The organism is Nocardia sp. NPDC051981 (genome assembly GCF_040680715.1).
Taxonomy (GTDB): Bacteria; Actinomycetota; Actinomycetes; order Mycobacteriales; family Mycobacteriaceae; genus Nocardia.
On record NZ_JBFAXK010000002.1, the window covers coordinates 132,566 to 156,273 of the forward strand.

Annotated in this window: 26 protein-coding genes; 12 read left to right on the forward strand and 14 right to left on the reverse strand. The window is 68.3% G+C overall.

What is annotated here, in order from left to right:
* Positions 1-32: 32 nt before the first annotated feature.
* Complete coding sequence (locus tag AB0L60_RS04560; RefSeq protein WP_364607186.1) at positions 33-506, reverse strand: hypothetical protein; 474 nt, start codon at positions 504-506, stop codon at positions 33-35.
* 362 nt (positions 507-868) lie between these two features.
* On the opposite strand from AB0L60_RS04560, the gene AB0L60_RS04565 reads away from it, so the two are divergent.
* Positions 869-1,750 carry a helix-turn-helix transcriptional regulator gene (locus AB0L60_RS04565; protein WP_364607189.1) on the forward strand — a complete coding sequence of 294 codons (882 nt, stop codon included), beginning with the start codon at positions 869-871 and terminating at the stop codon, positions 1,748-1,750.
* Positions 1,747-1,959, forward strand: coding sequence for a DUF397 domain-containing protein (locus AB0L60_RS04570; RefSeq protein ID WP_364607192.1), 213 nt, complete (start codon positions 1,747-1,749; stop codon positions 1,957-1,959). Before AB0L60_RS04565 ends, AB0L60_RS04570 begins: the two co-directional genes overlap by 4 nt.
* 69 nt (positions 1,960-2,028) lie before the next feature.
* Here AB0L60_RS04570 and AB0L60_RS04575 read toward each other — a convergent pair whose 3' ends face one another.
* The 8 genes from AB0L60_RS04575 to AB0L60_RS04610 form a co-directional block, all read right to left on the reverse strand.
* A complete protein-coding gene (locus AB0L60_RS04575) occupies positions 2,029-2,361 on the reverse strand; it encodes a hemophore-related protein (protein WP_364607195.1) in 333 nt (110 codons plus the stop codon).
* Positions 2,362-2,489: 128 nt separating this feature from the next.
* Positions 2,490-3,851 carry a HAMP domain-containing sensor histidine kinase gene (locus AB0L60_RS04580; RefSeq protein ID WP_364607198.1) on the reverse strand — a complete coding sequence of 454 codons (1,362 nt, stop codon included), beginning with the start codon at positions 3,849-3,851 and terminating at the stop codon, positions 2,490-2,492.
* Positions 3,848-4,519: a response regulator transcription factor gene (locus AB0L60_RS04585; RefSeq protein WP_364607201.1), complete on the reverse strand. Its 672-nt coding sequence runs from the start codon at positions 4,517-4,519 to the stop codon at positions 3,848-3,850. Before AB0L60_RS04585 ends, AB0L60_RS04580 begins: the two co-directional genes overlap by 4 nt.
* Positions 4,520-4,578: 59 nt before the next feature.
* Positions 4,579-5,001, reverse strand: a complete 423-nt coding sequence (locus AB0L60_RS04590; protein ID WP_364607204.1) for a CBS domain-containing protein — start codon at positions 4,999-5,001, stop codon at positions 4,579-4,581.
* 50 nt (positions 5,002-5,051) lie between these two features.
* Entirely contained in the window at positions 5,052-5,762 is a 711-nt protein-coding gene (locus AB0L60_RS04595) for an ABC transporter permease (RefSeq protein ID WP_364607207.1), read from the reverse strand.
* Between the two features lie 70 nt (positions 5,763-5,832).
* On the reverse strand, positions 5,833-6,474 hold the full coding sequence (locus tag AB0L60_RS04600) for an ABC transporter permease (RefSeq protein WP_364607210.1): 642 nt from the start codon (positions 6,472-6,474) through the stop codon (positions 5,833-5,835).
* Positions 6,471-7,616 carry an ATP-binding cassette domain-containing protein gene (locus tag AB0L60_RS04605; protein ID WP_364607213.1) on the reverse strand — a complete coding sequence of 382 codons (1,146 nt, stop codon included), beginning with the start codon at positions 7,614-7,616 and terminating at the stop codon, positions 6,471-6,473. Before AB0L60_RS04605 ends, AB0L60_RS04600 begins: the two co-directional genes overlap by 4 nt.
* 15 nt (positions 7,617-7,631) lie before the next feature.
* Positions 7,632-8,528 (reverse strand): ABC transporter substrate-binding protein, encoded by an 897-nt coding sequence (locus AB0L60_RS04610; RefSeq protein ID WP_364608498.1) that lies wholly within the window; start codon positions 8,526-8,528, stop codon positions 7,632-7,634.
* 357 nt (positions 8,529-8,885) lie between these two features.
* On the opposite strand from AB0L60_RS04610, the gene AB0L60_RS04615 reads away from it, so the two are divergent.
* Positions 8,886-9,857: a glycine betaine ABC transporter substrate-binding protein gene (locus AB0L60_RS04615; protein WP_364607216.1), complete on the forward strand. Its 972-nt coding sequence runs from the start codon at positions 8,886-8,888 to the stop codon at positions 9,855-9,857.
* Between the two features lie 176 nt (positions 9,858-10,033).
* Positions 10,034-10,696 (forward strand): Crp/Fnr family transcriptional regulator, encoded by a 663-nt coding sequence (locus tag AB0L60_RS04620; RefSeq protein WP_364607219.1) that lies wholly within the window; start codon positions 10,034-10,036, stop codon positions 10,694-10,696.
* A gap of 291 nt (positions 10,697-10,987) precedes the next feature.
* Here AB0L60_RS04620 and AB0L60_RS04625 read toward each other — a convergent pair whose 3' ends face one another.
* Positions 10,988-11,614: a TetR/AcrR family transcriptional regulator gene (locus tag AB0L60_RS04625; protein ID WP_354833769.1), complete on the reverse strand. Its 627-nt coding sequence runs from the start codon at positions 11,612-11,614 to the stop codon at positions 10,988-10,990.
* Positions 11,615-11,728: 114 nt separating this feature from the next.
* Between AB0L60_RS04625 and AB0L60_RS04630 the strand changes: the two genes are divergently transcribed.
* The 5 genes from AB0L60_RS04630 (at position 11,729) to AB0L60_RS04650 (ending at position 17,331) form a co-directional block, all read left to right on the forward strand.
* The gene (locus tag AB0L60_RS04630; protein ID WP_364607223.1) at positions 11,729-13,249 is read left to right on the forward strand and encodes an NAD(P)/FAD-dependent oxidoreductase; all 1,521 of its coding nucleotides are present in this window, start codon (positions 11,729-11,731) and stop codon (positions 13,247-13,249) included.
* Positions 13,250-13,281: 32 nt separating this feature from the next.
* Positions 13,282-14,112 carry an SDR family NAD(P)-dependent oxidoreductase gene (locus AB0L60_RS04635; RefSeq protein ID WP_364607226.1) on the forward strand — a complete coding sequence of 277 codons (831 nt, stop codon included), beginning with the start codon at positions 13,282-13,284 and terminating at the stop codon, positions 14,110-14,112.
* Positions 14,113-14,140: 28 nt separating this feature from the next.
* On the forward strand, positions 14,141-15,058 hold the full coding sequence (locus AB0L60_RS04640) for an alpha/beta hydrolase (RefSeq protein WP_364607229.1): 918 nt from the start codon (positions 14,141-14,143) through the stop codon (positions 15,056-15,058).
* A 112-nt stretch (positions 15,059-15,170) separates the two neighbouring features.
* Positions 15,171-16,967: a long-chain fatty acid--CoA ligase gene (locus AB0L60_RS04645; protein ID WP_364607232.1), complete on the forward strand. Its 1,797-nt coding sequence runs from the start codon at positions 15,171-15,173 to the stop codon at positions 16,965-16,967.
* 166 nt (positions 16,968-17,133) lie between these two features.
* On the forward strand, positions 17,134-17,331 hold the full coding sequence (locus AB0L60_RS04650; protein ID WP_364607235.1) for a hypothetical protein: 198 nt from the start codon (positions 17,134-17,136) through the stop codon (positions 17,329-17,331).
* Positions 17,332-17,407: 76 nt separating this feature from the next.
* Here the strand turns inward: AB0L60_RS04650 and AB0L60_RS04655 are convergent, their stop codons facing one another.
* The gene (locus tag AB0L60_RS04655) at positions 17,408-18,307 is read right to left on the reverse strand and encodes an alpha/beta hydrolase (protein WP_364607238.1); all 900 of its coding nucleotides are present in this window, start codon (positions 18,305-18,307) and stop codon (positions 17,408-17,410) included.
* A gap of 88 nt (positions 18,308-18,395) precedes the next feature.
* Here AB0L60_RS04655 and AB0L60_RS04660 point away from each other — a divergent pair, with 88 nt between their 5' ends.
* The gene (locus AB0L60_RS04660; protein WP_364607241.1) at positions 18,396-18,956 is read left to right on the forward strand and encodes a CGNR zinc finger domain-containing protein; all 561 of its coding nucleotides are present in this window, start codon (positions 18,396-18,398) and stop codon (positions 18,954-18,956) included.
* A 124-nt stretch (positions 18,957-19,080) separates the two neighbouring features.
* Positions 19,081-19,509, forward strand: a complete 429-nt coding sequence (locus AB0L60_RS04665) for a VOC family protein (RefSeq protein ID WP_364607244.1) — start codon at positions 19,081-19,083, stop codon at positions 19,507-19,509.
* Between the two features lies 1 nt (position 19,510).
* On the opposite strand, the gene AB0L60_RS04670 is transcribed toward AB0L60_RS04665, so the two are convergent.
* Positions 19,511-19,636 (reverse strand): hypothetical protein, encoded by a 126-nt coding sequence (locus AB0L60_RS04670; RefSeq protein WP_364607247.1) that lies wholly within the window; start codon positions 19,634-19,636, stop codon positions 19,511-19,513.
* Positions 19,637-19,693: 57 nt separating this feature from the next.
* Between AB0L60_RS04670 and AB0L60_RS04675 the strand changes: the two genes are divergently transcribed.
* Positions 19,694-21,268 carry a molybdopterin-dependent oxidoreductase gene (locus AB0L60_RS04675; protein ID WP_364607250.1) on the forward strand — a complete coding sequence of 525 codons (1,575 nt, stop codon included), beginning with the start codon at positions 19,694-19,696 and terminating at the stop codon, positions 21,266-21,268.
* 99 nt (positions 21,269-21,367) lie between these two features.
* Here AB0L60_RS04675 and AB0L60_RS04680 read toward each other — a convergent pair whose 3' ends face one another.
* A complete protein-coding gene (locus AB0L60_RS04680; protein WP_364607253.1) occupies positions 21,368-22,864 on the reverse strand; it encodes a DHA2 family efflux MFS transporter permease subunit in 1,497 nt (498 codons plus the stop codon).
* Positions 22,865-22,878: 14 nt separating this feature from the next.
* Positions 22,879-23,568 carry a PadR family transcriptional regulator gene (locus AB0L60_RS04685; RefSeq protein WP_364607256.1) on the reverse strand — a complete coding sequence of 230 codons (690 nt, stop codon included), beginning with the start codon at positions 23,566-23,568 and terminating at the stop codon, positions 22,879-22,881.
* Positions 23,569-23,708: the final 140 nt, after the last annotated feature.

Consider the following 23,708-nt stretch of genomic DNA (forward strand, 5'->3'; position numbering starts at 1 on the left):
ATGATTTCGGTGAGCATGGCGTCCTCTCGTGGCTAGCCGGGGTAGGTGCGGGGGATGTCGCGGAGGACGATGCGGATCGCGCGTAGGACCGCAGTGATGGGCTGGAGGCTCTCCGACTGCGGGTATCTGAACCAGTGGGGCTCGGGTCCGTTGGGCGGGAGCGTGGAGGGGAGGGTGATTTGCTTTCCCGGCGGCAGGAACTCGCACTGCGCGCGGCGGCGGAGATCGGCGGCGCAGCCGGTCATGTCGAGGGGGCTCGGGGCGGCCAGGAGGATCAGGTCGCCGGTGCCGGTGCCCTCGTCCAGGATCGGCGTGACCTTCTTGCTCCAGAACAGTTCATCGTCGATCAGCGCGGCCAGGCCGCTCGGCGCATTGATCGCGCTGACATCGCTGGTGGACAGCGTGATTCGGGTGCCCGATATCCGACAGGGCAGACCGTAGAGCTCCCGGTACAGCCACATCCGCCGTTCGACCGGACTCTCACCGGTCATGCGCTGCACCGGCATGGTGAATTCCTTCCCGTGTCAGGTACTTTCGGGCGCTCTCCGCGCGCGGGCACGGCGGCTCGCAGTTGGCGTGGATCGCGCTGATGCCTTCGGCCCGCGCCCGGGTGATGGGGTGAATCGAACCGTTCAGGCAGTCGTCGTCGACCCAGGATCTCGTGTGCTCGGGCTCCTTGCTCGGTTGCTGGGTTGTCATGCGTCAAGTGCATCGAGGCGACGAGGACGTGGGAAGTGAAAAGCGGGAATCCGGATTTTCTCACTGTTTCACCAGGATTCGACCCTCAGATCGTGAGATGATTTTCCCGCTTCGGGAATCATCGTCGTCTCGGAGCGGGAAACATGATGACCCGAGAACGGGAAATTCCATGTCCGAAAGCGAAAGCACTCTCACCCGCCGCCAGCTCGGCCGGTACCTGAAGTCGGCCCGTGAGGAGGCCGGGTTTACCTTGGAACAGGCTGGCAGACAGATGGACTGGAGCAAGAGCAAGCTCCAGCGACACGAGGCCGGAGAGGTCGCGAAGATCCGCCGTCCCGATCTGGACCTCCTGATCCGGCTGTACCAGATAGACGATCGCCAGGCCGCGCACCTGAGGGGTCTCGCGGAAACCGCTGCCGGGAAATCATGGTGGCACGAGTTCAGCCGCGTTCTTCCGGAGGACTTCCGCATCTACGTGGATATGGAATCCGCTGCCACGATGCTGACGACCTACCAGCCCGACCTCATCCCCGGACTCCTCCAGACGCGTCCCTACGCACGCGTACTGGCCTACACCGCTAACCCGGAGGACGGAGAAGCCGCTCTCGCAGGGCGATTGGAGTTGAAGGCGAGGCGGCAGCGCCTCCTCACCCACAACCTCAAGAAGCCTCAGCTGAACATGGTGCTCGGAGAAACTGCGTTGCGCAGAGTGATCGGCGGGCCGAAGATAATGGCAGACCAACTCAAACGTCTCGCCGAGGCAAGTACTTTGCCGAATGTGACCCTCCGCATCCTTCCGTTCTCCGCCGGGATGCCGACCGGTGATCAGACCGGACCATTCGTGATCATCGATTTCGGACCGGATGGACGTGGCCAGCCCATCGCGCCGACCACGATCTACAGCGAGGGCTACTCGAGCGACATGTACTCGGAGAAGCACGATGTCGTCGACCGCTACATCGAGGCGTACAGAGTCCTCCAGCGGGCTGCGCTGGATGAGTCGAGCAGCAGAGATCTGGTGCGCGAGATAGCAAGGGAGTACAACGCGTGAACTACGAACTCAACGGTGCACGTTGGTTCAAGAGCAGCAGAAGCGGCGGCAGTAAGGAATGCGTCGAGGCCGCGTTCCTGGTCGGGGGCCGGGTCGGTGTCCGTGACTCCAAGAATCCCGCCGGGCCGGCGCATGTCTTCACCGCCGGTCAGTGGGATGCGTTCGTGGGCGCGGTCACGGCGGGGAAGTTCGATCTGTCCCGCGTTTGATCGATCGGAAGCGCGCCGAAATGCGCATGGGGCCCGGTCATTTCGACCGGGCCCTGACGTGGTGACCGCTTACCTGTGGCGTCCGCAGGCCTGGTGGTAGTCGATCACGGCCTGGCGGGCGGCCTTCAGGTCCTGCGCCTCCTGCGGGTTGGCCTGCCGCCACGCCTGCCGTTCGGCGCGGCGCTGGTCCTTGGGCAGGGTCTTCACCTTGGCGATCTCGGCGGCCACATCCGGGTGCTGCGCCAGGTAGGCGGCCACCTTGGGGGCGGCGTCCGCGCGGGCCGCGGCGGCGGCCTGCGGGCTGCACTGCGGCGTGTCGGCGGAGGCGGTACCCGGCACGGCCAGGGCGATGGCGGCCGCTCCGGCGGCGCCGACCAGGGCCGCGGCAAGGGTGCGTTTCATTCTCACTCCAGGTTCGTGGGTTGTGGTCCCCACCGAATCTGCCCGCGAAAACTGAAGGCGGCCTGAATCGGACGGCCATCTTCAGGTGATCTTCAGCCATACTCCGGCAACCTCGGCAACCCCGGTGATCACGGGCGAGCCGGGGGTGCGCTGCGGGGCAGGCGGAGGACGAAGACGGCTCCGGTCGTGCCGGGGGCGGGGTCGGCACAGGTCAGATCGCCGCCGTGCGCCCGGGCCAGGCCGCGCGCGATGGCCAGGCCCAGACCCGAACCGTCCGGGCGGTGATGGCGGGCATGGTCGAGACGGACCAGGCGGTCGAAGATACGCTCGCGATCCCCGGCCGGAATGCCGGGGCCGCTGTCGGAGACGACAACGTCGACGGCATCGGCATACGCGCGCAGCTCGACGGTGACGCCGCCGTCGTCCTTCATGGCCTGGCAGGCATTGCTGCACAGGTTGGTGAGGATCTGGGTGATGCGCTCGGGATCGGCGGGCACCGTGGCCGCCTCGCCGGTGAGCCGGAATTCGGTGTGCGGGTGCAGCATTCGCATGCGGTCGAGATGCGTGGCGGTCAGCTCGTACAGGTCCACCGGTTCGAGCCGGAGCTGCAGGCCGGCGTCGATGCGGGCCAGGTCCAGCAGGTCGTCGACCAGGCGGCCCGCGCGCTGGGTCTCGCGGACCAGGAGCAGCAGCATGCGCTGGCGGTCCTCGGGATCGGTGTCCGCGGGTTGCTGGAACACCGCTTCGGCCAGCGAGCGCACGCCGGTGATAGGGGTGCGCAGTTCGTGGGCGGCGTCGCCGACGAACACCCGGATGCGCTGTTCGGAGGCGCGGGCGCGGGCCTCGGCGGCGGCGGTATCGCGCAGCGCGCCCTCCAGGGCATCGAGCATCTCGTCGAAAGCGGCTGCGGTGCGGCCCAATTCGGTGTCGGTGCGGGAGGGCTCGAGGCGGCGGCCGAGGTGGCCGTGCGCGATATCGCGGGCCAGCCGGGTCATGGCGTCCAGGGGCGCGAGCGCACGGCGCACCCCGAGCCAGAGTGCGAGCGAGATCACCGCGATGGCCCCGGTGGTGGCCAGGGCCAGCAGCAGTCCCAGCCGCGACTGCACCCGGGCGATCAGCGGCGTGTCCACCTGCAGGGTGAGCCGGCTGTCGTTGAGCGTCCCGGGCCCGGTGAGTTTGATGAGGCGGGTCTTGGTGGTGCTGTCCTCGGCCAGCCGGTGGTCGAGGCTGCCGAAGGTGCGGCCGTCGGGCAGCACCAGCCGGACCCGCACCGAATGCGTGTCCACCCGGGTGATCAGGTTCTCCGGCGAAACCCCTTCCTGCGCAAGCTGTCTGGCCAGCTGGGCGCGGTCGGTGAGCACGGTGTTCTCGCTGCGGGTCACCACCACCCCGAACAGCGCGTGCACGCTCAGCGCGACCAGCACCAGGACGATGCCGGAAACCAGTGCGGCCGTGAGGGTTACGCGGCCGCGCAGCGAGACCGTCCTCACCGCGGCACCCGCAGGGTGTAGCCGAGGCCGCGCACGGTGTGCACCACCCGCTCACCGTGTTCCTCGAGTTTGCGGCGCAGCGCGCTCACGTGCACCTCGACCAGGTTGGGGTCGTAGTCCTCGTATCCCCACACGGCCGTGAGGATCTGGGTCTTGGTGAGCACCCGGTCCCGCTGCGCGGCCAGGTAGGCCAGGAGCTTGAATTCGGTGGCGGTCAGGGTGAGCTCGTGCCCGGCTCGCCGCGCGCCGCCGGCGTCCACGTCCACCTCGAGGTCGCCGATCACGATGCGGCTCTGAAGTTTTCCCATCCGCCGCAGCAGCGCGTCCACTCGCGCCACCAGTTCGACGAGGTCGAAGGGTTTCACCACGTAGTCGTCGGAGCCGGCGCGCAGTCCACGCACCCGGTCCTCGACGCCGTCGCGGGCGGTGAGCATGACCACCCCCGCCGCCGAGCGGGCCCGCACCGATTCCAGCAGGGCGAAACCGTCGCGGCCGGGCAGCATCACATCGAGGACCACGACATCGGGCCGGAACTGGGCCAGGTCCTGTTCCAGCAAGCCGCCGTCCGCACGGGTGAGCACCTCGTGCCCGGCGGCGGACAGTCCGGCTCCTACCGCGGCCCGAATGGCCTCGGCGTCTTCGATGACAAGAATGCGTCCCGGTTGCACCCGGCAATTCTCAGGCCTGCGCCTGTGAATCCGCTGCGAACCGGGACGCCTCCCTGGTTCTAGTGCGGGACAGCCACGGCGGTGATGAACTCGGCCAGCTGCTTGTCGGTGATGTTCTTGGCGAGGTCGGACTCACAGATCATGCCGACCAATTGATTGCCCTTGCGCATGTCGAGCACCGGCATGCGCTTGATCTGGTTCTGCTCCATGACGTCCAGGACGGTACTCATATCCGTGTCGACATCGACCGACCAGACGCGGCCCTGGGCCAGATCGCCGGCTCGGACCCGGCTGGGGTCGTGCCCCATGGCGACGCAGTGCACGACGATGTCACGGTCGGTGAGCATGCCGATGAGCGTGTCGCCCTCACAGATGGGGAGCGCGCCGACGTCCATGTTGCGCATCAGCTGAGCGGCGCGATCCAGGGTTTCATCAGCGGGGATGCATTCCGCACTCCGGTGCATGATGTCGCGAGCCTTCACTGCAACCTCCTGTCTCGGGATGGGTGTGCCAGGAGACATCGTGACCCCGATCACACCGGAAGGTCAATGCGCACGTTTCTGAAGCGACCCGTGACCCGCCGCAACCGGCCGGTTCCCGGCACGCTCAGCCACACCACGAACGCCAGCAGACCGTCCAGAATCAGCGCCAGCGCGGCCACCAGGATCGCGCCCACGAGCACCTTGTCGTAGCGGTAGAGGCTGATGCCGTCGAAGATGTAGCGGCCCAGCCCGCCCAGGTTCACGTACGCGGCGATGGTCGCGGTCGCCACCACCTGCAGGGTGGCCGCGCGCAGGCCGCTGAGCAGTACCGGCATGGCATTGGGCAGCTCGACCCGCAGCAGCACCCGGGCTTCGCTCATGCCCACGGCCCGCGAGGCGTCGACCACGATCGGGTCCACATTCGCGATGCCCGCGTACGCGCCCGCCAGCAGCGGCGGAATGCCGACGGTGAGCAGCGCCAGCAGCGGCGGGGTCAGGCCCAGACCCATGAGCAGCACCACGAAGGTCAGCACGCCCAGGGTCGGCAAAGCGCGCATGGAGTTGGCGAAGCCGACGATGAGCGCCGACCCGCGGCGGGTGTGCCCGATCAGCAGCCCGATCGGCACCGCGATCACCGCCGACAGGCCCACGGCCAGGAGGCTGTACCAGAGGTGTTCGAGAATGCGGCGTCCGATGCCGGCCGGGCCGGACCAGTTCGCGCCGTCGGTGAGGAAGCGCCAGGCATCCAGGAAGAGGTTCATGCTGACTCCATTCGGCATGGGCGGGGAAGCTGCGTGGTTACACGAGCTGCCTCCTCCGCGGCCTGACCGCTCATGCCGCACGCCCTTTCAGCCACGGCGTCGCCACCCGGCCGAGCAGATACAGCAGGCGGTCCACGATCAGGGCCAGCCCCAGCACCACGATGATGCCCGCGACGATCTCGTCCGGATAGTCGCGCTGATAGCCCTGGGTGAACAGCTTGCCGAGCCCGCCGACGCCGATCAGCGCGCCGACGGTCACCATCGAGATATTGGTGACGGCCACAACCCGCAGGTTGGCCATGAAAACCGGTAGGGCGAGCGGGAAGTCGACGGTGAGCACCCGCCGCCAGCGCGGATAGCCGATGGCGTCGGCGGCGTCGAGGGTGTCGGCGGGCACCGAATCCAGGGCGGTGGGGACCGCCGTGATGAGCAGCGCCACCGAGTAGATGGTCAGCGCGATAACCACATTCAGCGGATCGATGACGCCGAGGCCCAGCAGCGGCGGCAGAATGACGAACAGCGCCAGCGACGGAATCGTGTACGCGACACTGGCCGCCGTGGTGGTGATCCGCCGCAGCCAGCGCGCCCGATGCGCCAGCGCGCCCGCCGGGATCGCGATCACCAGGCCCAGCAGCAGCGGCAGCAGGGCCAGATACAGATGGGTGCGGGCGTATCCGGTGATCTCGTCGAAATTGTCGATCAGGTACCTCACCGGGGCTCCTCGAAGAAGACCCGATTGCGTTCGGCCTCCTCGGCGGTGCGCTGCCGGTGCAGCTGCTCCAGCACGTCGCGCGCGTAGATCGCGCCCACCACCGCCCCGGAATCATCCACCGCCACACCGATTTCCGACGGCGAGGAGATGGCGGAGTCGAGCGCTTGGCGCAGATCGCCGTCCTGTGGGAAGAGCGAGCCGCCCGCGGCCATGCTGTCGGTCAGCGCGTGCCCGGCGCGCACGCCCTCCACGCCGGTGGTGTCGATCCAGCCCATGGGCCGCTTGGCCCGGTCGATGACCAGCCGCCATTCGCCCAGCGCCAGCCGGATGCCGGGCACCTCCTCCGGCGTGACCGTCGAGAGTCCGTGCAGCGGAACGGTATCGGCGGTCCGGAAGGACAGCTCCCGGTAGCCGCGGTCGCGGCCCACGAAGCCGGCCACGAAATCGGTGGCGGGCTGGGCGAGTACGGTCCGCGGCACATCGTGCTGCTGGAGGTAGCCGCCGGGGCCGAAGACGGCGATGTGGTCGCCGAGCTTGATGGCCTCGTCGATGTCGTGGGTGACGAAGACGATGGTCTTGTGCAGTTCGGCCTGCAGCCGCAACATCTCGTTCTGGAGTTCGGTGCGCACCACCGGGTCGACGGCGCTGAACGGTTCGTCCATCAGCAGGATCGGCGGGTCTGCGGCCAGCGCCCGGGCCACGCCCACGCGCTGCTGCTGGCCACCCGACAGCTGTGCCGGATAGCGTTGCGCCAGGCCGCGATCCAGCCCGACCCGGTCCATCACCTCGAGCGCCGCCCGGCGGGCCGCGCGACGGGACTGCCCGCGCATCACCGGCACGGTGGCCACATTGTCGACCACGGTGCGGTGCGGCAGCAGGCCCGCGTTCTGGATCACGTAGCCGATGCCGAGCCGCAGCTCGACCGGATTGCTGCGCGAGATGTCCTGCCCGCCAACGGTGATGGTGCCCGTGGTGGGGCCGATCATGCGGTTGATCATGCGCATGGAGGTGGTCTTGCCGCAGCCGGACGGCCCGACGAACACGGTGAACGACCCGGATTCGATGCGCAGGTCGAGGTCGTGGACGGCGGTGGTGCCGTCCGGATACGTCTTGCTGACGCCGGTGAATTCGATGGCGGACACCGTGTTCGGCCCTCCCTAGACGATCGGCTTGTCGAGCCCCTGCGCGGCCACCCACTGCTTGGCGGCGGCGGCCGGTTCGGTCTTGCTGCTGCCGGAGACGGCGGTATTGAGCGAGATGAGTTCGGCGGTGGTCAGTTTCGCCGACACCGCGTCGAGCACCTTGGTCAGCTTGTCGCTCTTCTTGGCGGTGTTGTAGAGCGGCGCCACGTTCTGCGGCGGGAAGTTGTGCTTCGGGTCGGTCAGCACCACCAGGTTGTTGGCGGCGATAGCGGGGGAGGTGGTGAAGATGTCGGCCGCGGTGACCTGGCCCTCGGTCAGCGCCTTCACGGTGGCGGGGCCGCCGCCGTCGGCGATCGGCACGAAGTTCGCGGCCGCGATGTCCAGGCCGTAGTTCTTCTTCAGGCCGGGCAGGCCGCCGGGCCGCTCGGAGAACTCCGCGGGCGCGGCCAGTTTCACCTCGGCCGAGTGCGCCGCCAGGTCGGCGATGCTCGTCAGGCTCCACTTCTCGGCCGTGGCCTTGGTGACCACGACGGCGTCGGAGTCCTCACCGGGCGCGGGGGTGCCGATGGCGAGCTGATCGCCGAGCGCCTTGGCCAGTGCCGCGTTCACCTCGTCCGGGGTGGTGGCGGTGCTCGACTTGTCCAGGTACTGCAGCAGATTGCCGGTGTAGTCCGGGATGAGGGTGATGGCGCATTGCTTCAGCGCGGGCACGTAGGCTTCGCGGCTGCCGATATTGAGCTTGGTCTCGATGCCGAAACCATTGGCGCGCAACGCTTCCGCGTAGACATCGGCCACCGTCTCGGATTCCGGGAAGTTGGCCGAGCCGACAGTCACCTTGTTGGCGTCGCTGCCGCAGTCGCCGCCACCGCCGAGCGGATTGGACTTGGAGCCGCCACAGGCGGACAGCGCCATGGCCGCGGCCAGCGCCACCGACGCGGCCAGAATTCGGAGTACGGTCCGGGCGGTGCGCCTGCCGTCGGCGCGGGTGGTGATGAGCGAGTGCACTGTCGTCCTTCCGAGCGGGGTGCCTGCGCGGGCGGGGCGGATTCCACCCCTGAAACAGACTCAACTGTCCATATTGCCCGGCTGTTCCTGCGAACGTTGCCTACCTGTGGTCGGTTTCGTGCATTTGGCGGATACGGTCGAGCCATCCTGCCGGGTCGTTTCCAGCGGCGGAACGTCTCGGCTCGAGCTGCGCGGAACTCCGCGGTGCGCTCATGCGCGGGTCGGTTTCGCGCGGGGGAGGGGTGGGGCGGCAGACTGTTGCGCGTGTCCGGCACAGACTCCTCCGCACCGCGCGCCCTCGGCCGTCGCGTCCGCTCGCTCCGCCTCGCGCGGCGGCCCCGCCTCGGGTCGGCGCTGCTGGTCGTCGCGGTCGCCGCGGCCGCGGTGGCCTGCGGCAGCTCGGGCACCGGACCGGTATTGACAGTGGGAGCGGGGAATTCGGTGGAATCGATGATGATCGCCGAGATCTACGCGGGCGCGCTGGCCCGCACCGGACTGCGCACCCGGGTCGAGGATCGGATCGGACAGCGCACGGATCTGCTCGCGGCTCTCGACGCCGACCGAATCGCGCTGTTCGGCGATGTCAGCGGAGATCTGCTGACCGCTCTGGACTCCACCGCGACCGCCACCAAACCGGACGAGGTGAATCCGGCTCTGTCCAAGGCGCTTCCGGAGGGCGTCGTCGACTCCGATGCCGCCGACGGCACCGACCTGCGCCCCACCGTGGTCGCCGCCGCCCGCCTCGACGGCCTGCCATCCTCGCTGAAGGACCTGGGCGCGCGCTGCGCCGAGCTCATCATCGGTATCGACACCGGTTCGCCGCTGGACGCCCTGCGCGCCCCGCTCGACCCGCAACGCGACGTCCTGGACCCGCTGCGCACGGTCTACCACTGCGCGATCACCCACCCGGTCACCTTCGACACCGACGCCGACCTGCGAAAAGCCCTCTCCGACGGGGAAATCCAGCTGGCCGTCCTACCCGGCCCGCCCGCCTTCCTCCCCGACGGCGGCGCCGGCCTCGCCCCACTCGCCGACCCCGACTACGCGTTCCGCGCCGCCATGGTCCTCCCGGTCATGCGCAAATCCGCCCTGACCGACCAGCAACTCCGCAAACTCAACTATGTCGCCGGCGAACTCACCACCACCGACCTGGCCGACATGATCCACCAGGTCCGCGACCAGGGCGCCGTCCCCGCAGCCGTCGCCCGGGTCTGGCTCGACGCGCACGCTCTGTGACCCCCGTCCGGTCGTGAATCCGTAACACCTCGGCGTCCCCTGCGTCGCAACCGGTTTCGCTCGCCTACCGTGGATGGATCGGGGCAGCTTCCCACGGCGGTACGGAACCGGATACGACTGTGAACCCACCAGGCGGCGGGCATCTGGGCGATTGGCCCTGGCCTACGGGAACTTTCATGGAACGGCTGTGCGCGCGCAGCCGCCAGGACCTGCTCCAGCTCGGCGTGCAGACCTACTGCCCGCCGGGCACCGTGCTCATGCGCCAGGGCGAACCCGGCACCACGGTGTACCTGCTGCGCTCGCGGGATCGCACACTGTCGGCGTGCGTGAAGATCACCGCCGCCGACGGCAAGCTCTTCGCGATCCGGGTCAGCGGCGACGTGATCGGCGAACTGGGTGCGCTGGTACCGGATTCGCCACGGTCCAATACCGCGACGGTGTGCACCGCCACCATCGCGCACCGCATTCCGGGATCGGTGTTCATGGCGTTCCTGGAATCCCATCCGGACGGTTCGCTGGTGCTGTGCCGCTCGCTGGCGGACCGGCTGGCCTGGTCCGATCAGCGGCGCCTGGACTTCGGCGGCTGCCACGTGCACATCCGGCTGGCGCGTCTGCTGGTCGAATTCGTCGAATCCTGCGGGCGGCGTGCGGAAGCGGGGTGGGAGATCACCGTGCGACTGTCCTACGAGGAGCTCGGCAATCTCGTCGGCGCTGGTGTGGACGCGGTGGGGCTGGCCATGCGCGAGATGCGGGAGGCCGACCTGGTGCGCCTGAACAACCGGCACGTCCACGTCCGGGACCTCGAAAAACTGCGCCGATTCGCGGAATTGGATGAGTGATTCCCGAAATCCTTCTGAGAGACCTGATTTTTCAGGCGTTCGTACACCCGCACCGTGTCACCCTCGAGGAGTCTCCCCATCATGGATCTGGGGCAAAACCCTCGGGAGGTGTGACCGATGTCGGCACCCGAAATACCGTCCGGATGTACAGCGGTCGACGAGCTCTATCGCGCACTGACCCTTGTCCACAGCTCAGTGGCGGCCGCGCTCATCGTCGCCGCCGTGACGGGGCGGTGGCCGGACCGGGACGCGGCGACCGCGTTCGCGGTCAGAGTTCGTTAGGTTCCCGCGTCACTGCCGCAGGGCCGCCGCGAGATCCGCGTTGAGGGCCAGGGCCGGGAGCGAGGCGACGAGCATATCGACCAGGGACTCCCGGGTGATGGGTTCCTCGCGGAGCCAGGTCAGGGTGGTTTCCTCGACGAAGGCGATCCAGCCGCGAACGGCCAGGCCCAGGCGGGGGCGGTCGGGGTCGTCGGCGGGGATGGGGGCCTCGGCGATGATGCGGTCCACCAGGGCCATGCGGGTGGCGTCGACCAGGGCGACCAGTTCGGGGCTGGCGCTGGCCGGGCCGCGGAGCAGGGCCAGGTAGGACGTGCGGTTCTCGGTGACGTAGTCGATGTAGCGCTCGACCGAGTCGCGGAGCATGTCGAACAGCGCCAGCGTCGGGTCGGGCGAGGTGCGTTCCAGCAGTTCGGCATTGGCGTGCTGGATGATCGCGAGGTGGAAATCCTGCTTGGTGGGGAAGTAGTGGAACAGCAGGCCGCGCGAGATGCCGGCCTGCTCGGCGATCTCGCCGATGGAGATGTCGTCCAGGGCACGCTCACCCAGCATGCGGGCGCCGAGTGTGATCAACTGCTCGCGACGTTCGGCGGGGCTCAGGCGCACGCGTTTGCCCCGGCTGTCCGGTCTGCTGCTCACGGCGCGCTCCTTGGTCATCGGTCCAACGTCAGGTCATCTTGTCATGTCCCAGGCCTTACTGAACGTGAGTCAATACTGTTGACTCTCGCTCAATAAGACCCTACGCTCGGATACATGAGTCGCAAGGTTACAGACAAAGCTGTCGGCAACCGGCCGGTCCGGCACTCCCGCGTGATCATCGTCGGCAGCGGGTTCTCGGGCCTGGGCCTGGCCATCCGGCTGAGCCAGCAGGGGCGCACCGATTACCTCGTGCTGGAGCGGGGCAGCGACGTCGGCGGCACCTGGCGCGACAACACCTACCCGGGCGCGGCCTGCGACGTGCCCTCCCAGCTGTACTCCTACTCGTTCGCGCTCAACCCGGAATGGTCCCGCTCGTTCTCCAAGCAGCCGGAGATCCAGCGCTACATCCAGGGCGTCGCCGACAAGTACGGCGTGCGCGACCAGCACATCTTCGACTGCGAGATGACCGGCGCCCGGTGGAACGCCGAAGACGCCCGCTGGGAGCTCCAGACCAGCCAGGGCCCCTTCACCGCCGACATCCTGGTCTCCGCCGTCGGCGCGCTCTGCGAGCCCAACCTGCCGGACATCAAGGGCATCAACGACTTCCAGGGCGAGATCTTCCACTCCGCCCGCTGGAACCACGACTCCGACCTGACCGGCAAGCGCGTCGCCGTCATCGGCACCGGCGCCTCCGCCATCCAGATCGTCCCCAGCATCGCCGGCCAGGTCGCGCACCTGGACGTGTACCAGCGCACCGCGCCCTGGCTGCTGCCCCGCGTGGACCGCGAGTACCTGGCCCCGGAGAAGTTCGCGCTCGAGCACATCCCCGCGCTGCGCAGCCTCTACCGCGCCGGGATCTACGCCGCCCGCGAGACCCAGGTGGTCGGGCTGGCCAAGTTCCCGCCCGCCATGCTCGGCCTCGAGGCCATCGCCCGCGCCAAGCTGTTCGCCGAGGTGCGCGATCCGGAGCTGCGCCGCAAGGTCACCCCGAACTTCCGCATCGGCTGCAAGCGCATGCTGATCTCCAACGAGTACTACCCGGCGCTGAGCCGCGACAATGTCGACGTGGTGACCGACGGGATCAAGGAGATCCGTCCGGGCTCCATCGTCACCAAGGACGGCACCGAGCGCGAGGTCGACGCCATCGTCGTGGCCACCGGCTTCCACGTCACCGACTCGCCGGTCTACGACACCGTCACCGGCCGCGACGGCCGCACGCTCTCCGAGGTCTTCGACGCCATCGGCCAGCAGGGCTACAAGGGCTCGGCCATCAACAACTACCCCAACATGTTCTTCATGCTGGGCCCGAACGTGGGCCTGGGGCACACCTCGATGGTGTTCATGCTGGAGTCGCAGATCAACTACATCTCCGACGCCATCGCGCAGTTCGACAAGCTGGGCCTGCGCACCGTTGAGGTCCGCAAGAACGTGCAGGACGAATACAACGCCGGCCTGCAGCGCAAACTGGAAGGTGCGGTGTGGAGCACCGGCGGCTGCGCCTCCTGGTATCTCGACAAGCACGGCAACAACACCACACTGTGGCCGGATTTCACCTTCCGGTTCCGCACCCTGCTCGAGCACTTCGATGTCTCGGCGTACGACACGACCACCGAGCCTGTCGCACAGGCCGACTAGTCACCCAACCCAGACAACCGAAGGCGGTAACCGTGAGCAATGACGCTTACTTCAAGGACAAGGTCTGCGTGATCACCGGTGCGGGTTCCGGCATCGGCCGCGCCCTGGCCGAGAACCTGGCCCGGCGCGGCGCACACCTGGCGCTGTCCGACATCGACGACGAGGGCCTCGCCGAAACCGTGCGACGCTGCGAGACATACGGCGTCAAGGTCAAATCCGACCGGCTCAATGTGGCCGAGCGTGAGGCCGTGCTGCTCTACGCCGATGACGTGAAGAAGTACTTCGGCAAGGTCAACCAGATCTACAACAATGCCGGTATCGCCCACCACGGCGATGTGCTCGACACCGCCTTCAAGGACATCGAGCGCATCATGGACGTCGACTTCTGGGGCGTCGTCAACGGCACCAAGGCGTTTCTGCCGTTCCTCATCGAATCCGGCGACGGCCACGTGGTGAACGTGTCCAGCCTCTTCGGCCTGATCGCGGTCCCCGGTCAGAGTGCCTACAACTCGGCCAAATTCGCGGTCCGCGGCTTCACCGAGGCGCTGCGCCAGGAAATGCTCATGAACGGCACCCCGGTCAAGGTGACCTGCGTGCACCCCGGCGGCATCAAGACCGCGGTCGCCCGCAATGCCACCGTCTCCGAGGGTCTCAACCAGAAGAACCTGGCCGCTCTCTTCGACAGCAAGCTGGCCCTGCACACCCCGGAAATGGCCGCGCAGACCATTACCGAGGCCGTTCGCAAGGGTCACGGCCGGGTGCTCATCGGCTGGGAGGCCAAAGCCCTCGACCTGTTCGTGCGCACCACCGCCTCGTACTACCAGCGCATCTCCGCCGTGGTGCAGCAGCGCTTCCTGCCGTAAGCCAGAGACGAATAAAGGACGCTCGGTCATGCCCGATGTGACACCGCCGTTGCCCATCGTCCGCGCCGTGTTGAATCTGCTCTTCCGGATCATGCTCAACCACCGGCTGCCGTTCAGCGTCCAACGGGCGCTGATGGATTGGGGCTCGGTGGCGCAGCGCGCGCCGCGGGGCACCCACGTGGAGCACGTCGAACTCGGTGGCCGCCCCGCCGAACGCGTGACGGTCGGGCCGGTCTCCGACAACGCCACCGTGCTGTACCTGCACGGCGGCGGTTACACCGTCTGCTCGCCGGCCACGCACCGGTCGCTGGCGGCTTATCTGGCGCGGGAAACCGGTTGCGCCGTCCAGGTTCTGGACTACCGGCTGGCTCCCGAGCACCCGTTCCCGGCGGCGCTCGACGATGCCGAGGCGGCCTTCCTGGACCTGGTGGCCGCCGGCTACCGGCCGGAACGCATTGCGGTGGCCGGTGATTCGGCAGGCGGCGGGCTCTCCCTGGCGCTGGCGCTGCGGCTGCGCGACCGGCACCGGCTGGTTCCGGCCGCACTCGGCCTGATCGCGCCCTGGGCCGATCCGAACGAGCTACCGGTCCGGAACCGCGATCTGGTCATCAACAAGCCGTGGTCGCGGGCCTGTGCCGCCGCCTACCTGGGTGCTGGCGACCGCACCGACACCGGGTACGCGCCGCTGCTCGCCGACCTGTCCGGGCTGCCGCCCACCTATGTCCAGGCCGACGTGGACGAACTGCTGCACGCCCAGTGCACGCGGCTGGTCGCGCAGCTCCGGGCGGTCGGGGTGCCGGTCGAGTTCACCGAGACCCGCGGACTGTGGCACGTCGCCCAGCTGCAGGCCAGTCTCGTGGCCCCCGCCGCGGCCGTGACCGCCGAGCTCGGGCAGTTCCTCCGGGGGCATGCCCTTCGACCAGCACAGAGCCGGTCAATAGGATAGGGAAAAGACATAACGTGCGACCGTCCGATAACAGGTTCGGACGGTCCGCCGGGAGTTACCCCTGAGCGTGGCGTAGATTACCCGCCAGTAAACCCACTGTGGAAGGGCAGCGATGCGAGAGTTCGAAGTCCCGGCTACCTACACCATTCCGGAGAACGCCAACATGTCGGACGGCGCGTTCCGGCATGCGGAGAAGACCCCCAACCTGGTCGTCTTCAACACCCCGGATGGCAAGGGCGGCTGGAACGACGTCACGGCGGCGACGTTCGCGAAGACCGTGACCGAGGTGGCCAAGGGCCTGGTGGCCTCCGGCATCGAGCTCGGTGACCGCGTCGCCATCATGGCCCAGACCAGCTACGAGTGGGTCGTGCTCGACTTCGCCATCTGGGCGGCCGGCGGCTGCACCGTCGCCATCTACGACTCCTCCTCCGCCGAGCAGGCGCGCTGGATCCTCGAGGACTCGGCCACCAAGCTCACCGTCGTCCAGAACGACAAGCACCGCGCCACGATCGCGGAAATCGAAGGCGGACTGGACAGCCTGAGGGAAGTCCTGCAGATCGACAAGGGCGCCATCGCCGACCTCGTCACCCGCGGCGCCGACCTCGACGACGCCGTGGTGCACGAGCGCCGCGCCCAGGTGAAAGCCGCCTCCCCGGCGACCCTCATCTACACCTCCGGCACCACCGGCCGGCCCAAGGGCGTCATGCTCTCGCACGCCAACCTGTACGCCGAGTCGGCCGCCGACCGCTCCGCCATGAGCGAGTTCCTGCTGCCCGGCCGCAAGTCGCTGCTGTTCCTACCGCTGGCCCACGTCTTCGCCCGCGCGGTCGCGCTGGCCGCCTTCGACGCCGGTGTCACCGTGGCCCACACCGCCGACTGGTCCACCCTGGTCGAGCAGTTCGGGCAGTACAAGCCGCACTTCATCCTCTCGGTGCCGCGCGTGTTCGAGAAGGTGTTCAACGGCGCCAAGCAGAAGGCGCACGACGGCGGCAAGGGCAAGATCTTCGACTACGCCACCGAGATCGCCATCCAGTACAGCCAGTCGCTGGAGAACGGCGGCCCGAACATCGTGCTCAAGCTGCAGCACATGGTGCTGGACAAGCTGGTCTTCGCCAAGCTGCGCGAGGCCATGGGCGGTCAGTGCGAGTCCGCCGTCTCCGGCGGCGGCCCGCTGGGCGCGCGCCTGGGCCACTACTTCCGCGGCGCCGGCGTCACCATCTACGAGGGCTACGGTCTCACCGAGTCCACCGCGGCCGTCAGCGTGAACACCCCCAAGTTCATCAAGGTCGGTTCCGTCGGCCGCCCGCTGCCCGGCCACGGCGCCAAGGTCGCCGAGGACGGCGAGCTGCTGATCCGCGGCCCGGTCGTGTTCGGCGGCTACTGGAACAACCCCGAGGCCAGTGCCGACGCCTTCGACGCCGACGGCTGGTTCAAGACCGGTGACCTCGGCGCCATCGACGAGCAGGGCTTCGTCTCGATCACCGGCCGCAAGAAGGAAATCCTGGTGACCGCCGGCGGCAAGAATGTCTCCCCGGCCATGCTCGAGGACTCACTGCGCCAGAACGCGCTGATCAGCCAGGTCATGGTGGTCGGCGACGGTCAGCCCTTCATCGGCGCGCTCGTCACCCTCGACCCGGAGGCTCTGCCGGCGTGGAAGGCGCGCAACGGGATTCCCGCCGACACCCCGATCGAGCACGTCATCGAGAACCCGGCCCTGGTCGGCGAGATCAATGACGCGGTCGCGGCCACCAACAAGCTGGTGTCGCACGCCGAGGCGATCAAGAAGGTCCGCATCCTGCCGGTCGACTGGACCCAGGAGGGCGGCGAGCTCACTCCCAAGCTGTCGCTCAAGCGTGCCGTCGTCATGAAGCAGTACGCGGCCGACGTGGACGCGATCTACAACTCCTGATCGGCTCCGGAGACATCCGGAAAGGCAAGGGGCCCGCGGATTTCCGCGGGCCCCTTCGCGTTCCCAGGTCACGGCCGCAAGTGCACGAAGGGGCCCGCGGATTAGCATCATCATCGGCGAGATCGAGGACGACGAGGTCGGCTCGGCCTCGGGGCTGCTGGAATCGGTGCAGCAGCTGGCCGGCGCGCTCGGCGTCGCGGTGCTGGGCACCGTGTTCTTCAACCACTTCACCCACCTCGGCGGCACCCCGCGCGGCAATGCGCTGATCGGCATGGAGCACGTCACGCTCATCGGCATCGGGCTCGGCGTCACGGCCTTCTGCCTGGCCTTCCTGCTCCCGCACGCGCCCCGCGAGGCCCACTGATCCACGCCGCCAACATCATTCGACAGGCCCCGCCCGCGCGGGGCCTGTCGTCATGGCAGGGGCGAGGTCTCTCGCCTCACCGTGCGGGTGTGGGTAGCCGGTCGAGGAAATCGGTGATGAGCCCGGCGATTTCGGAGACATGGGTTTCCAGGGCGAAGTGGCCCGTATCGAACAGGTGGAGTTCGGCATCGGGGAGGTCGGCCAGGTAGGCGTGCGCGCCCGGGGCGGGGAAGAAGGGGTCGTTCGCGCCCCACGTGATGAGGGTGGGGGGAGTGTAGGTGCGGAGCCAGGACTGCCATTCGGAGTAGCGCGCCACGTTCGACTTGTAGTCGAAGGCCAGGGCGACCTGGGCTTCCTTGCGGCCGGGGAGATCGAGGTAGTGCTGGTCCAGGGTCCAGGCATCGGGGTCGAGCAGCGCCGGGTCGGGGACGCCGGTCTCGTATTGGCCGCGGGTGCCCTCGAGGGTGAGCAGGCCGCGGATGACCTCCTCGTCGCCCTCATGGTCGGGGCGCAGGGCCACGAAACCCTGTGCGGCCTCGGACAAACCGGCTTCGTAGGCATTGCCGTTCTGGACGATGAGACCAGTGATCCACTCCGGATGCCGGGTGGCCAGGCGCAGGCCGATGGGCGCCCCGAAGTCGAAGATGTACATGGTGAAGCTGGTCAGGCCCAGCCGCTGGACGAAACCCTCGGCGATGTCGGCCAGGTGGTCGAAGCTGTAATCGAAATCCGCGGGGGCGACGGTGTTTCCGAAACCGGGATAGTCGGGGGCGATGAGGCGGTAGCGGTCGCCCAGGGCGTCGATGAGGCGGCGGAACTGGTGGGACGCGGTGGGAAAACCGTGCAGTAGCAACAGGACCGGGGCGTCCGCGCGGGCGGGCGCCGACTCCCGGTAGAAGACCTCGACGCCATCGACCTCGAGGCGGCCGTGCCGGATGGCGGAGAGCGGGTGTAGGACCTGAGTGGGTGCGTTCACGGCTTCACATGCTTTCTGTCGGCGATGTTGCATTAGTTCTACGCCGAGACCGGCTAATGCGTCAACGGCTCGAGGTAGCATTAGCGACGTGGCTGATCTCGAACCGTTGATCGGTGAACCCCTCGCACTGGACCTGGTGAACACTCGGCCCACCGGTGCCGACCTGCTGGAAACCCCTGAGCAGCTGGCGGATTGGCTGCGCCTGGAGGCCGATCGCCTACCCGAGCCGCCACCCCAGCACCTCACCGGGGCCGACCTGGCCGCCGTCCGCGCGGTGCGCGACCACACCGCCGCGGCGCTGGACGCGATGCTGCACGGCCGCCGCCCGCCGGCCGCCGCACTGCGCGGCCTCGCCGAGGCGCAATCGGCCGCGCCCGCCGTCCGCCGCCTGGACTGGAACGGCGACGCGGTCACCGAAACCGTGGCGCGTCTCGGCGATCCGGGCGCCCGGCTGGCCGCGCACCTGGCCGATGCCGCCGCGACCCTGCTCACCGATCCGGCCATCGATCGCCTGCGGCAGTGCGGTGCGGAGGACTGCGTCATGCTCTTCCTGCCCGCACATCCGCGCCGCCAGTGGTGCTCGCCCGAGCGGTGCGGCAACCGCGTCCGGGTCGCCCGCTACTACCAGCGCCACCGGGCCACCGACTGATTCACCGAATTCCCCGCCGGTTCACCCGAATCTCCCCGGCGGGGGCCGATGATTTTCGCGTGGCCCCCGAGTCCTACCTTCCGGGTGCAGCCGCACCTGCCCGAAAACGATCGAGGAGGAACCCATGCCCGCGCTGAACCCGTACCTGCTCTTCAATGGCAATGCCGAAGAGGCCATCACCTTCTACCAGTCCGTCTTCGGCGGCGAGGCGACCATCGTCCGTTTCCGTGATATGGGTGAGACCCCGCCGCAGATGCCCGAGGACGTGCTGAACCGGGTCGCCAATGCCCAGCTGCCGCTGAGCGAGACCAATATCCTCATGGTCTCCGACTGCCCGCCCGGCAGCGAGATCGACAACTCCAAGCCGGGTTTCACCGTGCAGGTCGAGGTCGAGTCGGCCGCCGAGGCCGAGCGGCTGTTCAACGAGCTCGCGCCGGGCGGATCCGTGTCGATGCCGCTGGACCGGGTGCAGTGGGCCGAGGCGTTCGCCATGGTCACCGACAAGTTCTCGGTGCCGTGGATGATCAACTACACCGGCAGCGCGCAGATGTGATTCACTCCTGCCCGCCGGGCCGGACCTCAGCGTGACCGGCCTGCACCACGCCTTCGCGGTGGCGGGTGGCAGCCATGCTGGTCATGGCCGTGATCGCCGCCGTGGCGCTGCGGCCCCCGGGCGTCACGCTTCCGTAATCCTTCGAGCCGTTCCACGAGCCGACCCGCGCAGTAGGGTCGGTTTCGTGGCGGATCGCGGATTACGGACGGCCTGCGGAATTGTCGCCGGCGGTGTCACCCTGGGTGTGGCTGAGCTGGTGTCCGTGCTGGTCAGCCCCGACAGCACGCCCTTGCAGGCGGTCGGAGCGTGGATCGTCGACCATACGCCGGACGGGTTCCGGGAGTGGATCATCGGCCTGGTCGGCACCAATGACAAAGTGCTGCTGTTCGTATGCATGGGTGTGGTCGCGGTGGTGCTGGCCGCGGTCGCCGGGATAGTGGAGCGGGAGCGGCGGCCGCTCGGGTCGATCCTGTTCGCGATCTTCGGGCTGCTGTCCACCATCGCCGCGCTCGGTCGCCCCAATGCGACCTGGACCTGGGCCTTCCCTTCCATTCTCGGCATGGTCGCCGGAATCCTGGTGTTGCGCAGCCTGATCGGCCGGGTCACCCGGTTCGGCGAATTCGCCGCGACCGCCGCGGACGCGGAAACGGCCGAGCCGCAGCGGCTTTCGCCCGCCGAGCTGGCGGTGGAGCGGCGGCTGGTGGTGCGCGGGATCGTGATCGCGGGCGTGGCCGCGGCGGTCGGCGGTATCGCGGGACGGATCATTGGGCTGCGGTCGCGGGATGTGTCGGCCGAGCGTGCGGACGTGCAGCTGCCGACGCCCACCGGCGCGGAGCCGTCCATCGAGCCCGGCGCGGATCTGCGGATTCCAGGCCTGACGCCGTATCTCACCTCGAACGCCGACTTCTATCGCATCGACACCGCACTCACCGTGCCGCAGGTCAGCAAGGACGACTGGTCACTGCGTATCCACGGCATGGTAGATCGCGAGATCCGTTTGAGTTACGCCGATCTCGCCGCCAAGACCCCCATCGAACGGCTGGTCACGCTGGCCTGCGTGTCCAATCCGGTCGGCGGCGATCTGGTCGGCAATGCCCGCTGGCTCGGCTATCGGCTCGACGAGCTGATCACCGCCGCCGGTCCGCACCCCGACGCCGACATGGTGCTCTCGCGCAGCATCGACGGCTTCACCGCGGGTAGCCCGCTCGCCGTGCTGCTGGACGGCCGCGACGCCATGCTGGCCGTGGGCATGAACGGCGAACCGCTGCCCACCGCGCACGGCTATCCCGCGCGGCTGGTGGTACCCGGGCTGTACGGCTACGTGTCGGCCACCAAATGGGTGACCGAGCTGGAGATCACCAGATTCGATCGCGCCGAGGCGTTCTGGACCAAGCGCGGCTGGTCGGCCAAGGGCCCGATCAAGACCGAATGCCGTATCGACACCCCCCGCGGCCGCGGCACCATCGCCCCGGGCAAGGTCACCATCGCGGGCGTGGCGTGGGCGCAGCATCGCGGCATTCGCGGCGTGGAAGTCCGCATCGACCAAGGGGATTGGCGACCCGCCCGGCTGGCGGTGGCCCCGTCCATCGACACCTGGGTGCAGTGGGCCTACGACTGGGACGCCACCGGCAGCACCGGCGTGCACACGGTGTGGGCGCGTGCGACCGACGGCACCGGGGAGACCCAGACCGACAGGGAGCAGGACGTCGTGCCCGACGGCGCGACCGGATATCCCTCGCTCACCGTGCGAATCGGCTGAGGGCACAGCGGAGTTCAGCGAGCCTGCCGCTCCGACCGCACGGACAGCGCTGCCCGCCGGGAAAGCCCCGGCGGGCAGCGCTTTTCGAATATCAGCGGATCAGTGCACCCCGATATCGGCCTTCGCCATATCGTCGCGCTCATCGCCCTCCGCCTTGCCGTGCCCGATGAACAGCGCCGAGGCGGCGACGCCGATCAACAGGATCAGGGCGGGCAGGTAGATGGACTGGCTCAGCGCGGTGCTGAGCTTCTCCAGAATGGGACCTCGGACCTCGGCCGGCAGGCTGCTCAGGCTCTTGCCGCCGCCGCCCTCGCCGATCGGGCCGCTGGGCAGGCCCTGCGCCGAGATGCGAGCCGAGAGCAGTGCGCTGATCGTCGCCGAACCGAGCACCGAACCGATCTGACGGGTGGTGTTGTAGACGCCCGCGCCCGCACCGGCCTGCTGCACCGGCAGGTTGTGGGTGGCGGTGGTGGCCAGCGGCGCCCAGATGCAGGCATTGGCGATACCGGAGATGCCGCCGACGATCATGAACAGCGGGATCGAGCCGTCCGGCTTCATCAGGACGCCGAACCCGAACAGGGTCGCCGCGAAGAGCGCGAAACCGATGGTCGGAATGACGCGCGGCGCGACCTTGTCCGAGATCTTGCCGATGATCGGCGCGAACACACCGGTCAGAATCGCCATGGGCGCGAACACCAGCGCCGAGCGCGTCGGCGTCATGTCGTGTACCTGCTGCAGATAGAAGTAGGCGGGCACGAACACGCTGGTCACCGCCGCGCCCATGGCCGCGATGGCCAGGTTGGACAGCGCGAAGTTGCGGTCCTTGAACAGGCTCAGCGGCACCAGCGGTTCACCGGTATTGCGAGCCTGGTTGACGATGAACAGCGCCAGCACCGCCACGCCGGCGATGATCATGGCCCAGATCCAGGCGTCCCAGTGGTGGCTGTTGCCCTCCTGGATGCCGAACACCAGCAGGAACATGCCGACGCCCGAGAGTGCCACGCCGACCAGGTCGAACTTGTGCTCGTTGGTGGGCAGCGACGGCACCAGCCAGAAGGCCAGGGCGAAGGCGATGACGCCGATCGGCACGTTCACGTAGAAGATCCACTGCCAGCCCTGCCAGTCCACCAGCACGCCGCCCAGGATCGGGCCCACCAGGGTGGCCAGACCGGCCACGCCGCCCCACAGACCCATGGCCGCGCCGCGCTTGTCCGGCGGGAAGGTGCGGGTGATGACCGCCATGGTCTGCGGCGTCATGAGCGCCGCGCCCAGGCCCTGCACGGCGCGGGCCGCGATCAGCATGTTGATGCTCGTCGACTCGGCACACCACAGCGAGGCCAGGGTGAACACGACCAGGCCGCCGAGGTAGATGTTCTTGGGGCCGAAGCGATCTCCGAGCCGGCCGGTGACCAGCAGCGGCACCGCGTAGGCCAGCAGGTAGGCGGAGGTGACCCAGATGACCTGGGAGACATCGGCGTGCAGGTCCTTCATGATCGCCGGATTGGCCACCGCGACGATGGTCATGTCCAGCAGGATCATGAAGAACCCGACGACCAGCGCGTACAGCGCCAGCCATGGATTACGTTGAGTGGACATGGAATTCGGGTTTCCTATCTCGGGTGGTGGGTGCGGACGGCGGCCAGGTCCTCGGCGGTGAGGCCCGCGCCCCAGTCATGGCCCTTGTTTTCCTCGGGGATGGCGCAGCGTTCGCCTTCGGCATCGAAGGGCTCCCACTCCAGTGCGCCGCTGTCCAGGTCGTCGATGAACCCGCGCAGCCAGCGGGCCTCGGTCACGGACAGGTCGTGGACATAGTCGATGGCCACCCAGTAACGCCTGGGGACCTGGCGGTTGCTCGCCCACTCGCGCAGCGCCTCCAGTTCGGTGATCCGGCTCTCGATCCAGGCGATCCGTTCGCGCAGCACGGCGGCGACTTCGCCCGCGGGCAAGTTGTGTGCCTCGGCCAGCGCGACCGGAAAGATCGGATACTCCTTCACCGGCTGCCGCAGTAATTCCGAGATGCGGGCCCGCAGCGCCGCGCGGCCGGCCGTGCGGATCCGGTAGGTGGTGCGTTCGGGCCGGTTACCGGCGCGATCGGTGCCCTCGGCCAGGACCAGCTCCTGCTCGGCCAGCCGGGCCACGGTGTGGTACAGCGAGCCGGGCTTGATCTTCACCAGCTCGTCCTCGTGGCGGCTGATCAGGAGCTGATACATCTCGTAGGGGTGCATGGGCCGTTCTTCGAGCAGTGCGAGCACCGCGATCGCCAAAGGCGTCAACGCTGGTATCGCCTGCCGTTTCGTCACCGGTCCTCCGTTCTCGTGACCGTTCGACGCTAGCGCCGGTCACCGACATCCTCCGCACCAAATATTCCACGTGGAATATACGATGCGGAGGATGTCGAGGGCAATCCCCGCCCCCGCCGCCCGTCCCTCGCTGTGATGAC